This window comes from Streptomyces sp. NPDC005794 (genome assembly GCF_042871445.1).
In the GTDB taxonomy this organism is placed as follows: Bacteria; Actinomycetota; Actinomycetes; order Streptomycetales; family Streptomycetaceae; genus Streptomyces.
This window is the reverse complement of sequence record NZ_JBIAIN010000008.1, coordinates 168304-180745: the sequence shown is the minus strand read 5'-3', so window position 1 is coordinate 180745 and position 12442 is coordinate 168304. Positions and strand designations below refer to the sequence as shown.

General features: G+C 71.9%; 11 protein-coding genes and 1 riboswitch. Of the genes, 5 read left to right on the top strand and 6 right to left on the bottom strand.

What is annotated here, in order from left to right:
* On the bottom strand, positions 1-867 hold the full coding sequence (locus ACFYQ5_RS15380; protein WP_389197784.1) for a GNAT family N-acetyltransferase: 867 nt from the start codon (positions 865-867) through the stop codon (positions 1-3).
* A 403-nt stretch (positions 868-1270) separates the two neighbouring features.
* Here ACFYQ5_RS15380 and ACFYQ5_RS15375 point away from each other — a divergent pair, with 403 nt between their 5' ends.
* The 4 genes from ACFYQ5_RS15375 to ACFYQ5_RS15360 all read left to right on the top strand — a co-directional run bounded on the left by ACFYQ5_RS15375 (position 1271) and on the right by ACFYQ5_RS15360 (position 6184).
* Positions 1271-2143 carry an RNA polymerase sigma factor SigF gene (locus ACFYQ5_RS15375; protein ID WP_389197783.1) on the top strand — a complete coding sequence of 291 codons (873 nt, stop codon included), beginning with the start codon at positions 1271-1273 and terminating at the stop codon, positions 2141-2143.
* A 202-nt stretch (positions 2144-2345) separates the two neighbouring features.
* Entirely contained in the window at positions 2346-3707 is a 1362-nt protein-coding gene (locus ACFYQ5_RS15370; protein ID WP_389197781.1) for a bifunctional o-acetylhomoserine/o-acetylserine sulfhydrylase, read from the top strand.
* Positions 3704-4897 (top strand): homoserine O-acetyltransferase, encoded by a 1194-nt coding sequence (locus tag ACFYQ5_RS15365; RefSeq protein ID WP_389197916.1) that lies wholly within the window; start codon positions 3704-3706, stop codon positions 4895-4897. The genes ACFYQ5_RS15370 and ACFYQ5_RS15365 overlap by 4 nt, the downstream gene beginning before the upstream one ends.
* 27 nt (positions 4898-4924) lie before the next feature.
* A complete protein-coding gene (locus tag ACFYQ5_RS15360) occupies positions 4925-6184 on the top strand; it encodes a sulfite oxidase (protein WP_389197779.1) in 1260 nt (419 codons plus the stop codon).
* Between the two features lie 4 nt (positions 6185-6188).
* Here the strand turns inward: ACFYQ5_RS15360 and ACFYQ5_RS15355 are convergent, their stop codons facing one another.
* Positions 6189-7085 carry an NAD(P)-dependent oxidoreductase gene (locus tag ACFYQ5_RS15355; protein WP_389197778.1) on the bottom strand — a complete coding sequence of 299 codons (897 nt, stop codon included), beginning with the start codon at positions 7083-7085 and terminating at the stop codon, positions 6189-6191.
* 86 nt (positions 7086-7171) lie between these two features.
* Entirely contained in the window at positions 7172-7840 is a 669-nt protein-coding gene (locus ACFYQ5_RS15350) for an adenosylcobinamide amidohydrolase (protein WP_389197776.1), read from the bottom strand.
* A gap of 296 nt (positions 7841-8136) precedes the next feature.
* On the opposite strand from ACFYQ5_RS15350, the gene ACFYQ5_RS15345 reads away from it, so the two are divergent.
* Complete coding sequence (locus ACFYQ5_RS15345) at positions 8137-9117, top strand: PRC and DUF2382 domain-containing protein (protein ID WP_389197774.1); 981 nt, start codon at positions 8137-8139, stop codon at positions 9115-9117.
* Positions 9118-9176: 59 nt separating this feature from the next.
* On the opposite strand, the gene ACFYQ5_RS15340 is transcribed toward ACFYQ5_RS15345, so the two are convergent.
* Genes ACFYQ5_RS15340 through ACFYQ5_RS15330 form a run of 3 tightly spaced genes read right to left on the bottom strand, consistent with a single transcriptional unit; the run spans position 9177 to position 12162 of the window.
* Entirely contained in the window at positions 9177-10010 is an 834-nt protein-coding gene (locus tag ACFYQ5_RS15340) for an ABC transporter ATP-binding protein (RefSeq protein WP_389197772.1), read from the bottom strand.
* Positions 10007-11059, bottom strand: coding sequence for a FecCD family ABC transporter permease (locus ACFYQ5_RS15335; RefSeq protein ID WP_389197770.1), 1053 nt, complete (start codon positions 11057-11059; stop codon positions 10007-10009). Before ACFYQ5_RS15335 ends, ACFYQ5_RS15340 begins: the two co-directional genes overlap by 4 nt.
* 29 nt (positions 11060-11088) lie before the next feature.
* The gene (locus ACFYQ5_RS15330; protein ID WP_389197768.1) at positions 11089-12162 is read right to left on the bottom strand and encodes an ABC transporter substrate-binding protein; all 1074 of its coding nucleotides are present in this window, start codon (positions 12160-12162) and stop codon (positions 11089-11091) included.
* A gap of 30 nt (positions 12163-12192) precedes the next feature.
* Positions 12193-12380, bottom strand: a riboswitch (cobalamin riboswitch).
* Between the last annotated feature and the right edge of the window lie 62 nt (positions 12381-12442).

Here is a 12442-nt window from a genome sequence, read left to right as displayed (position 1 = left end):
CTATCGCCCCACCTGTTCCAAGCTACCCGCCCCCTGGTCTCGGGTCCTGGCGTCGGCGGGCGGCGCCGCGTCCGCGGGGACGACCGCCGAGAGGAAGGAGGTTTTGCGGCGCAGGGCGAAGCCGAGGGATTCGTAGAGCCGGATGGCGGAGGTGTTCGAACCAGCGGCGTGCAGGAAGGGCGTCTCGCCTCGTTCCCTGATGCCATGGGCGACGGCCCTGATGAGGCGTGTGGCGAGTCCCTGACCCCGTACGGAACTGTCGGTGCAGACGCCACTGATCTCGGTCCATCCGGCAGGGTGCAGCCGCTCCCCCGCCATCGCGACGAGCACTCCGGAGCGCCGGATGCCGAGATAGGTGCCGAGCTCCACGGTGCGCGGCAGGAAGGGGCCGGGGCGGGTGCGCCCGACCAGGTCCAGCATCTCCGGCACGTCGGCCGGACCGAGGAGCAGGGCCTCCGCGTCGGGGGCGGCGTCCACGGTCTCGTCGACCATCTGGACGCCCTCCGCCTGGAAGACGATCTCCCAGTCGGCCGGCGGGAGCTCGCGGAAGGCGGTGAGTGTGACGGCAGCTCCGGGACCCGCGAGCGCGGCGACGTCGGCCCAGTCCTGGGCGTCGGGCGCGTCCGGCAGGGCGAGCCAGGGGGTGACGTCGGGGCGGTAGCGCAGGATGCGGCCGCGCCGCTCGGCGAAACGGGCGTGCGGACCGGTCAGCGAGGCGCGGGCCGGGTTGTCCAGCGGATGCGACGCTTCGATTCCCGTATCAGGGACGGGCGTCTGCCCCGTGGACGGAACCGGGTGCGGCAGCGCGGAGGGATCCGCGGCCCCCGACGTGGGCAGGCTCGTGGGCAGAGGTGTGGCTTCGGGCATGGGCTCTCTCACTCCGGTTGATATCGACGGCCGGCGACAGGGGGTGGAAGGCTGATCCGCCCCGCGCCTATTCCCGGGCGCCGGTCTGTTCACGAGCGTGCAATCTGAGCGCTCGCCGGGGGAACCGGAGTGTGCGGTACGCGGGGCGGACGCCCCGGCCGTCAGGCGAATCGCGCATTACTGCGCGGGATACGGCCCCAACCGGCGTCGGCCTGTGGCACTCTGGATGCGACCGCCCCACCGGGCTCCCCCGTACCGGTGGGGCGGTTATGTGTACGATCACGCACGTTCCCGGCCAATACACGCATGGGTGTGGCGCAAATCCGCCTCCTCGTGCATGAGTTGCAGCCCGCCGGGCAGGCGCTTACACCTCACGGCCTACAAACCTGAGGAGCGTGACAGGATGACCGCGCACACTGCACAGACCGCCGGTGCGGAACGAGCAGGTGCCCCGGTCGGGCTTCCCTGGATCGAGGACGCCGGGCAGATCGCCCCGCAGGACGCCCGGAAGCTGTCGAAGCTCTTCTTCCAGCGCCTGCGGGCGCTGGAAGAAGGAACCCCCGAGTACCAGTACGCGCGGAACACTCTCATCGAGATGAATCTGTCCCTCGTGCGGTTCGCCGCCGGACGCTTCCGCAACCGGGCCGGCGGCGACATGGAGGACATCATCCAGGTCGGCACCATCGGTCTGATCAAGGCCATCGACCGCTTCGACCTCTCCCGCGAGGTCGAGTTCACCTCGTTCGCCGTGCCCTGCATCGTCGGCGAGATCAAGCGCTTCTTCCGGGACACCACCTGGTCCGTGCATGTGCCACGTCGGCTGCAGGAGTTGCGCGTGGACCTCGCGAAGGCGAAGGACACGCTGGTCGCGGACCTCGACCGGGATCCCACGGTGCAGGAGCTCGCGGAACACCTCGGTCTCGAGGAAGATGAGGTCAGCGAGGGCCTCGTCGCGGCCAACGGCTACACGGCGGGATCGCTCGACATGCCGGCCGACACTGCGGACCCGACGGGCCACGCGGCGGGCAGGCGCTCCTACGCGGATGTGCTGGGCGAACCCGATCCCGGGATGGACACGGTGGAGAATCTCCATACGCTCGCCCCGCTGCTGGGCGAGCTCGACGCACGTGAGCGCCGCATCATCGACATGCGGTTCGGCCAGGAGATGACGCAGGCTCAGGTCGGCGAGGAGCTCGGCATCTCGCAGATGCATGTCTCCCGACTGCTCAGCCGCATTCTGCTCAAGCTGCGCAGCGGGATGTTCACCCAGGACTGACGCGCCACCGACGCCGGGCCGGCTCCGTGAACGACGGGGCCGGTCCGGCGTGTCTGTTGCGGCGGCATTGCAGCTTCGTGGCCACGTGCGCGACCTGCTTCCGTCCTGGCGCCGGCGGCCTCTACGGTCCGTAACCAGTACGCCACCGCGTCCGCCACCGTGCTGACGCGAACCTCCTCCGAACGACCGTGCGAGGTATGACATGAGCCAGCCCGTCGACTCCGTCACAGCGGGGCACACCGTCGAGGACCACGACCGGCCGGACGCCGGGAACGCCTGGTCCTTCGAGACGAAGCAGATCCACTCCGGCGCCGTTCCCGATCCGACGACCGGGGCCCGGGCGGTGCCGATCTACCAGTCGACGTCCTTCGTGTTCAAGGACACCAAGCACGCGGCCGATCTCTTCTCGCTGGCCGAGCCCGGCAACATCTACACACGGATCCACAACCCCACGCAGGACGTCCTGGAACAGCGGATCGCCGCGCTCGAGGGCGGGGTCGCCGCCGTCGCGCTCGCCTCCGGTCAGGCGGCCGAGACGCTCGCGCTCCTGACGCTGGCGGGCGCCGGGGACCACATCGTGTCCTCCGCGTCCCTCTACGGCGGTACGTACAACCTGTTCCGGCACACGCTCCCCCGGTTCGGCATCGAGGTGTCGTTCGTCGAGGACCCCGATGACATCGAGGCGTGGCAGGCAGCGGTCCGGCCCCATACCAAGGCCCTGTTCGCGGAGACGCTCGGCAATCCGCGCGGCGACGTCCTCGACATCCGGAGCGTGGCGGACGTGGCGCACAGGGCGGGGGTTCCGCTGATCGTCGACAACACGGTGCCCACGCCCTACCTCCTGCGGCCGCTGGAGCACGGCGCGGACATCGTGATCCACTCGGCCACGAAGTTCCTCGGCGGTCACGGCACCACGATCGGCGGTGTCGTGGTGGACGGCGGCACCTTCGACTTCGGCGCGCACGCCGAGCGTTTCGCGGACTTCCACACCCCCGACCCCAGCTACCACGGCCTGCGGTACTGGCCGGACCTCGGGCACGGCGCCTTCGCCGTGAAGCTGCGGGTCCAACTGTTGCGTGACCTCGGGCCGGCGCTCTCACCGCACTCGGCCTTCCTGCTCCTCCAGGGCGTGGAGACGCTGAGCCTGCGCCTGGAGCGGCACACGTCCAACGCGCTGGCTCTGGCCCGCTGGCTGGAGGGCCGCGACGAGGTGTCGGCGGTGCATTACGCCGGCCTCGGGTCGAGCCCCTGGTACGAGACCGGACAGCGCTACCTGCCGCGTGGCGCCGGCGCCGTGCTCGCCTTCGAACTCCGGGACGGGGTGGAGGCCGGCAAGCGGTTCGTGGACGCGGTCGAACTGTTCAGTCATCTCGCCAACATCGGTGACGTGCGGAGCCTGATCATCCACCCGGCGTCCACGACGCACAGCCAGCTGACCGAGGAACAGCTCGCCGCCACGGGCGCCACCCCGGGCCTGGTGCGGCTCTCCGTGGGCCTGGAGAACGTGGACGACCTCAAGGCGGATCTGGAGGCCGGGTTCCGCGCCGCGAAGGCGGCGTCCTGAACCGGGTCGCCGCGCCCGCCGCACTCCCCCACCCGCCGGCCGCCGGAGGGTGGCGGGAGGGGGACCCGCCCGGCCGCCGCTCGTGGGTGGTGCTCGACGGTCCGCTCGGGCTCGAGTCCGGTGCCACGCTGCCGGATGTGCGGCTGGCGTACGAGACCTGGGGCCGGCTCGCCCCGGACGGCGCCAACGCGGTGCTGGTCCTGCACGCGCTCACGGGTGACAGCCACGCGGCGGGCCCCGCCGGGCCCGGGCACCCGTCGGCCGGCTGGTGGGACGCGCTGATCGGCCCGGGCCTGGCAGTGGACACCGACCACTGGTTCGTCGTCGCACCGAATGTGCTGGGCGGCTGCCAGGGCAGCACCGGTCCGTCCTCCCGGCGCCCCGACGGCGCCCCCTGGGGTGCCGCCTTCCCGTATCTGACGGTCCGTGACCAGGTGGCGGCGGAGGCACGGCTCGCCGACGCGCTGGGGATCGACCGGTGGGCCGCCGTGCTCGGCGGTTCCATGGGCGGCATGCGGGCGCTCGAATGGGCGGTGAGCCGCCCCGGCCGCACCGGGTCACTGCTGATGCTGGCCGCTCCCGCCGCGTCCTCGGCCGGGCAGATCGCCTGGGGCAGCATGCAGATCACCGCGATCCGGAACGACCCCGGCTGGCAGGGCGGCGACTACCACGACGCGCCGCCCGGCTCGGGCCCGCACCGGGGGCTCGGGCTGGCACGGCGGATCGCCCATGTCACGTATCGCGGCGAGGCGGAACTGACGTCACGGTTCGGCGGGCGGGCGCAGCCCGGTGAACTGCCCTCGCGGGGCGGGCGCTACCAGGTGGAGTCGTATCTCGACCACCACGCGGCCAAGTTGGTGCGCCGTTTCGACGCGGGCAGCTATGTGGCGCTCACCGAGGCGATGAACGGGCACGACGTGGGCCGGGGCCGCGGCGGTGTCGCGCGGGCACTGCGCCGGGCGGACATGCCCGCCCTGATCGCCGGCATCGACACGGACCGGCTGTATCCACCGGCGCAGCAGGCGGAGCCTGCGGCGCTGCTGCCCGGCTCCGACCGTCTCCGGATCATCGAGTCGCCCCACGGGCACGACGGGTTCCTCATCGAGACGGACCAGGTGGGCGCTCTCGTACGGGAATTGCTGCCCCGGCCCGCCGGCCCCGGCCCGCTGTCCTCTCCGAACCGGTCCTGACCGCAGATCTCTTCCCCTGGAGCGCCCATGAGTGCTGTACCACCGTCCGAAGCCGCGTACGACCGGCTGAGGGTTCGTCAATGGACCCGTGGCCGTGCGAGATCGGCGGGGATCGACCGCCGTGATCTGCTGAAGCTGGTCGCCGCCGCCTCGGTGGCGGCTCCGCTGATCCCGGCCGCCGCGTCCCCCGCACACGCGGGGCCGTCGCTCCCCGGGGTGGTGAAGCCCTTGCCGCCGGAGCTGTTCACGGTGCGTGGCACCAACGCCGAGACGAACCTCGCGGCGCTGCGCGACACCGGGCTGCTGACTCCCGCCGACCGTTTCTTCGTCCGCAACCACACCGCGACACCCGTCCTCGACGCTGCGGACTGGAAGCTGACGCTCTGGGGCAGCGGGCTGACCGGCGGTCCGGTGGACTTCTCGTACGAGGCACTGCGCGCCCTGCCGTCCGTCACCCGCACCGCGTTCGTCGAGTGCGCGGGCAACGGCCGGAGCTTCTTCACCTCGCAGCAGGGTCAGCAGGTCAGCGGTACCGCGTGGACCCTGGGCGCGATCGGGACGGCGCGCTGGCGCGGGGTGCGGCTCGCGGAGGTCCTGCGCCGGGCGGGCATCGGCGGGAACGCGGTCGACGTGCTGCCGCGCGGCCTGGACGCGGAAGTCATCAGCGACGGGACGAATCTGGGCCGGGTGCGCAGGCCCCTGCCGGTGGCGAAGGCCCTGGACGACGTGCTCCTCGCGTACGAGATGAACGGTGAGCCGCTGCCGCCCGATCACGGCGCTCCGGTCCGGCTGATCGTGCCGTCCTGGGTGGGCATCGCGAACATCAAGTGGGTGGGCGACATCGAGGTGAGCGCGGAGCCGCTGCTGAGCCCGTGGAACACCGGCCTGTACCGGCTCTTCGGCCCCGGATACCCGCCCGAGGGCAGCGCACCGCTGGCCCGCCAGACGCTCAAGAGCGCGTTCGAGCTCGCCCCGGGTGCCTCGTTCGCCGCCCACCGCAGGCATCTGCTCACCGGCCGGTCCTGGTCGGGCGGCGCGCCGGTGCGCTCGGTCGAGGTCAGCACCGACGGCGGCGTCCGGTGGCGCCCCGCGCGGCTGCGCGACGAGCCGAGGCCCGGCAGCTGGGTGCGCTGGACCGCGGACTGGGTTCCGGAGGAGACCGGGCCCGGCGTGCTGCTCGCGCGGGCGACGGACCGTTCGGGCCGCACCCAGCCGGCGACGACCGCGCACAACACGCAGGGCTATCTGTTCGACGCGGTGGTGCGGCATCCGGTGACCGTGGTCTGAGCGGCTATTCGGGGCGGCCTGCGTAGTAGGTGGCGATCATGTCCTGGCCCCCGTGTCCGGCCGCCTCCGCCCGGGTGAACCGCTCGGCGGAGGCGGCGACCAGGTCGAGCTTCACCCCGGACGCCTCGGCCGCGTCCAGGATCAGCCGGGAGTCCTTGAGCGCGGTGGAGAGTGCGAAGCTCGGGCTGAGATCGCCGGAGAGGACCGCCGCGGACTTGCCCTGGAGGTACGGCGTGTCGAGCGGGCCGCCCTTCATCGCGTCCAGGAAGAGCTGCGGGTCGAGACCGAGTCCCTCGGAGAGGTTGAGGCATTCCGCCACGCTGTTGACCATGTTGATCACCCAGGTGTTGGCGACGAGCTTGAGCCGGGTGGCGGCCCCCGGTTCCTCCCCGACCCATACGGTGCGCTGCCCGATCGCGTCCAGGACGGGCAGCGCCGTCGCGCGGGCGCTGGACGGGCCGGAGACGAACACCGTGAGGGCGCCCTGCTCTGCGGGCTGTTTCGTGCCGGAGACCGGGGCGTCGAGGTAGACCAGCCCCAGTCCGGCGGCCCGGTGGACGAGGTCGGTCGTCGCGTCGAGCCCGACGGTGGAGCTCTGAAGCCAGATCTGCCCCTGCCGCAGACCCGGCGTCGCGGCGGTGAGGGTTTCCGCCACGGACCGGCCGTCGTTCAGGGCGGTCAGGACGACGTCGGCCCCGCGTACCGCTTCCTCGGCCGTGTCCGTCACGGTGGCGCCGTGGGCGGCCAGCGGCTCGGCCCTGGACCGCGTGCGGTTCCAGACCCTGACGGGTAGCCGGTCCCTGAGCAGGCTGCGGACCATCCCGGATCCCATGATGCCGGTGCCGAGGACCGCGACGGTAGGTGTGCCGGGGAGGGCGTCGGCGGGGGGTGCGGTGGTCATGGGGAGATTCCCTTCGTCGGTGCGGGACGGTCTCGGGACCCGGTCCCGGGACGGCCACGGCGCGGTGTCCCGGGGACCGGTGGAGCTCAAGAATGCCGCCGGGCGCTGTCCAGAACGGCGCGGTGCACGGCTCTGGCGAGTCGCGCGCCCCAGCGCGAACGCGGTCCTGCGAACGGTTCACCGGGCCCGCCTCCCGGATCGGGGGCGGCGACGCAGACCGCGTCCGTCGGCGTCCCGGAGCAGTCGAGTCCGGCGTCCACGAGCGCTTGGACCTTCGCCTCGGTGGCCGTGGCCACCGCGTTGACCAGGGCGGCGTCGGAGAGCGCCACGGGGAGGGTGACGACGATGTTGACGGTTCCCGGTGGCGGCGGGCCGTCGGTGCCTTCGGCCGGGGCCGCGGCCCATCCCCGTACGCCGAGGCCACTGGTGACGGTCGCTGTCACGCCTCCGTCGTCGGCGACGGCGTACGCGGTGACGTCGGCGGCCGTCATCAGTCCGGCACCCGGGCCGTCGAGCGCCTCGGCCACCGCGATCTCCGCGAGGTGCCGGTCGGGGTCGAGCCGTGGGTAGCCGCCGGGCACCTGGGCGTTCAGGATCCAGGCACGTGGGCCGAGCCCGCCGCCGAGCACGGCGCTGCTGCACACCCGCCAGCCGGGCCCCAGCCGCCAGACCAGGTGGTGGAGTCCGAGACCGTCCTCCCGCCGGGCCAGCAGTTCGCCGCGCTGCCGGGGCAGAAGGGTGCCTGCGGATCCCATGGCGCACCTCCCGCGACAGGCCGGGCCGACGGTCGGCGACAGCGCGTCGATCATACGGGCGGGCGGGGGCCGCACATCTGGCGCACCCAGGAGAGTGCTCACTCGAATGGCGTAACGCTTGCAGTGGGCCGATATCCGCGTGGAACGGGGCCACCGCCCCTTCCCGGTGTTCTGGGCCGCTCAGCGCCCGGGCCGGGAAGTTGCACCGTCCAACTGGGTGAGGCGCGATGGAATCCGGACGCGCCTCCCCTGCTGGACCCACCCACAGGACGCGCCCGGGCGAGGAGGAATCGGCCATGGGAGCCGCTGACGGTTTCACGGATTCCGGAGAACTCGACGGTCTGACCGTCTATGACAGCGACGGAGAAAAGGTCGGCACAGTGGGGCGGGTGTACGTCGACGACGACACCGGCAAGCCCGACTGGATCACCGTCAAGACCGGCCTGTTCGGCATGAAGGAAAGCTTCGTACCGCTGTCAGGAGCCCGCCGCGTGGGCTCCGACCTGCACGTCTCGCATCCGAAGGACCGCGTCAAGGACGCCCCCCGGGTGGATGCGGACGCACACCTCTCCGTGTCGGAGGAGGAGGAGCTGTACCGGCACTACGGCATGACCAGGAAGGGCACCGGTACCGGCGGGGCGCGCGGTGACGCACGCACGACCTCCGGGACCGGAACGGGAGCGATGGGAGCCGCCGGTGCTGCCGGTGCTGCCGGAACCGCTCGTACCACGTCGGCCGGCCAGGCGAAGGCCACCGGCACCACAGCCGGCGCGGGCAGGCACCGCGACATGGACACCTCCTCCACGTCGCGCCCGCTCGCAGGAGCCGGAGCCGAACGGTCCGCCACGGGCGCCGGAGGCCGGGAAGACATGATCCGGTCCGAGGAGCAGCTCCAGATCGGTACGGAGGAGTACGAGAGCGGAAGGGCACGGCTGCACAAGTACGTCGTGACCGAGAACGTCACCCGGACGGTGCCCGTGTCCCATGAGGAGGTACGCGTGGTGCGTGAGCCTCTGCAGCCTGGCGAGAAGGGAACAGGCATGAAGGGGCGCGAACTCGGAGAGCAGGACGTCGAAGTCACCCTGCACGCCGAACGAGCCACCGTCCGCAAGGAGGCGGTCCCCGTGGAGCGGGTCCACCTCGAAACCAGCAGGGTCACCGAGCAGAAGGAAGTCTCCGCCGAACTCCGCAAGGAGAAGATCGACTACGCGGACGGCAAGGACGCGGGCAGCGGCAAGGACATGGGCGGCGAGTTCGGCCAGGGACGTCGTCGCTGACCCCTCACACACAGCGGCGAAAGGCCGCACGACACCAGCGAGGGGCGGACCCGGGCGGTTCACGGGCCCGCCCTCTCGTCGCACTTCCGCCGTCCGTGGACGGCTTCTCCCGGCAAGAACCGCACCGACGGGCGCCCGTCGGGCCCTTCCGGCGTCACCACCGCCCGTACGCGGTAGACATCGGCGATGAGTTCCTCGGTGATCACCTCCGAGGGCGTTCCGCCGGCCACCACTCGGCCTTCCTTCATGACCGTGACCCGGTCGCAGAACATCGCGGCCAGATTGAGGTCGTGCAGCGCCACCACCGCGGTGACCGGCAGTGCGGCGACCAGGGACAGGAGTTCCAGCTGGTGCTGGATGTCCAGGTGGTTCGTGGGTTCGTCCAGCAGCAGTTCACGCGGCTGCTGGGCCAGGGCACGGGCGATCTGGACGCGTTGGCGCTCACCGCCGGACAGGGTGTGCCAGGACTGCCCGGCGCGGTCGGCGAGCCCGGTGCGGGCCAGAGCCTCCCGTACGGCGGCCTCGTCCTCGGGGCCGGGCCCTGACCAGGCGCGCCGGTGCGGGATGCGGCCGAGGCGTACGACGTCCAGCACGCTCAGGTCGACCTGGGTGACCGCGTGCTGGTCGACGACGGCCACGCGGCGGGCCACGCCTCGCCGGCCGGTCTCCGCGAGGGTGCGGGCGTCGAGGGTGACGACGCCCGCGCCGGGGGTGAGTACGCCCGCCATCACCCGCAGCAGCGTGGTCTTGCCGGAGCCGTTCGGTCCCAGGAGCCCGACCGTGCTGCCCGGTGGCGGCGCGATGCTCACGTCGTCGAGGACGATCCTGCCGCCGGCCTCCCTGCCGACCCGTGCTGCCCGCAGACCGTCGCCGGACGGGCCCGCCCGGGTCATGCGTTTCTCCTCGTGCGGTAGAGGACCAGAACGAAGGCGGGCACCCCGATGAGGGAGGTGACGACTCCGACCGGGACCTCCTGCGGGTCGAGGACGGTCCTGGCCAGGGTGTCGACCCAGACCAGGAACACGGCTCCTGCGAGCGCGGTCACCGGCAGCAGCCTCCGGTGCCCGGATCCGGTGAGTGCCCGGGCGGCGTGCGGCAGGACGAGGCCCACGAACCCGATGGCTCCGGCCGAGCTGACGAGTGCTGCGGTGAGCAGCGAGGTGGTGCAGAGCAGCACGATCCGGGTGCGGGCCACGTGCACCCCGAGGGCGGCCGCGGCGTCCTGCCCGAAGGCGAAGGCGTCGAGGGTACGGGCATGGCCGAGGCAGATCAGCAGGGTCACGCCCAGCACGGCGGAGCACATCCACACATCGCCCCAGCCGACCCCGCTCAGCGAGCCGAGCAGCCAGAACAGCACGCCGCGGGTCTGTTCGGCGTCGGCCGCGGTCATCACGACGAAGGAGGTGAGCGCGGAGAAGAGCTGCATGGCCGCGACCCCGGAGAGGACCACCCGGTCGGTGGAACCGCCGAGGGAATGACTGAGCAGCAGGACGAGGGCGAACGAGCACAGGGCTCCGACGAAGGCGCCGCCCGAGATCGACACCGCTCCCCCGCCGACGCCCAGGATGACGACCACGACCGCCCCGGTGGACGCCCCGGAGGAGACGCCGAGGACGAACGGGTCGGCGAGCGGGTTGCGCAGCAGCGACTGCATCACGGTGCCGCACACCGCGAGCCCGGCTCCGCACACCGCGGCGAGCAGGGTGCGGGGCATGCGCAGATTCCAGATGATGCCGTCGCGTATGGGGGTCAGCCGCGCGTCGGCGAGGCCGAGGTGGGAGGCCACCACGGACCAGACGTCGGGGACGGAGACGCGGGCGGGTCCGATGGTGACGGCGACCGCGACGGACAGGAGCAGCAGGGCGATCCCGGCGCCCCACAGCACGCCGTCGCGCAGGCGCCGGGCTCCTGCGGCCGTACGGACCGCGGGTGGCTGCTCCACGTGTGTGTCCGGAGCGTGTTCGGTCCTCGTCACCCCGCGAGTCCGAACGAACGCAGCCCCGCCGCGACGCGCTCCACGCCCTCCACGGTCCGGATGGTCGGGTTCATGGCCTGGCCGCTGAGCAGGACGTACCGCTTGTGCCGCACGGCGTCCAGGTTTTTCGTGGCGGGGTTGGACTCCAGGAACTCGATCTTCTTCGCGGCGCTCTCGGCCGTCTGCGACTTACGGGTCAGGTCGCCGATGACCAGCACGTCGGGGTTGCGGTCGGCGACGGTCTCCCAGTTGATCTGGGGCCATTCCTCGTGGGTGTCGTCGAAGACGTTCTCCGCGCCGAGTTCCTCGGTGATGATGCCGGGGGCTCCGCAGCAGCCCGCCAGGTACGGGGCCTCGGCGTCGGCGAACCAGTAGAGCATCGTGGTACCGGAGGCGTCGATGCCCTCGGTCGCCTTGTCGACGCGGTCCCGGAGGCTGGTGACCAGCTCCTCACCCCGCTCCGGGACGCCGAACACCTCGGCCAGGTCGCGTACTTCGCCGTACACGCGGTCCATGGTCAGAGGCTCGGTACGGGAGCCGTCGCTGCTGCCTGTGTGGTCCTTGCCCGCGCAGTCGGTGGGCGAGAGGTACGTCGGTACGCCCAGTTCCTCGAACTGGTCGCGGGATGCCACACCGCCCTTGCCGAGAGTGGATTCGAACGAGGCGCTGACGAAGTCGGGTTCCTCGGCGAGGACCTTCTCGGAGGAGGGCTGGTTCTCGGCGATACGCGGCACGGTGGCTTCGTCCTTCTCCAGCCCCTTCATCACCGGGTCCGTCCACGTCGCGGTGGCGGCGAGCCGGCCGGCGAGGCCCAGGGCGAGCAGGATCTCCGTCGATCCCTGGTTGAGGGAGACGGCGTGACGCGGTGCCGCGTCGACGGTCACCGTGCGACCGCAGTTCTTCAGCGTCACGGGGAAGCCGGCGGCGGCGCCTTCCCGTGCCTCGCCGTCGGACGTGCTCCCGCCCCCGTCGCAGGCGGTCAGCAGGACGAGTCCCGCGACGAGCAGGGCGGTTCGGCGTACGGTGCTGGCTATGGGCGGCACGGAGTCCCTCGGCGTCTCTGGGCTCATGCGCGAAGCCCGCTACGGTGTTCCGCCCCCGGTACGGAAGCGGGTGCCAGCAGGTCTTCGGACTCGGGTTCGTCCGGACGGGACGCCTTCCCGGTGCACCCGAGGGTGTCCCAGTGGCAGTGGCCCCGCCCGTCCCCCTCACCGCTGCGCGTCAGCTCCGGATTCGCACCGGATTCCCTGACTCCACGTGGAGTGTGACTGGCGTCTGCAAGCTATCACGCGGCGCGTCGCGGGTTTCGGGGGCTTGACGGCCGGTACGGCGCGGGCACCCCTCCGTACC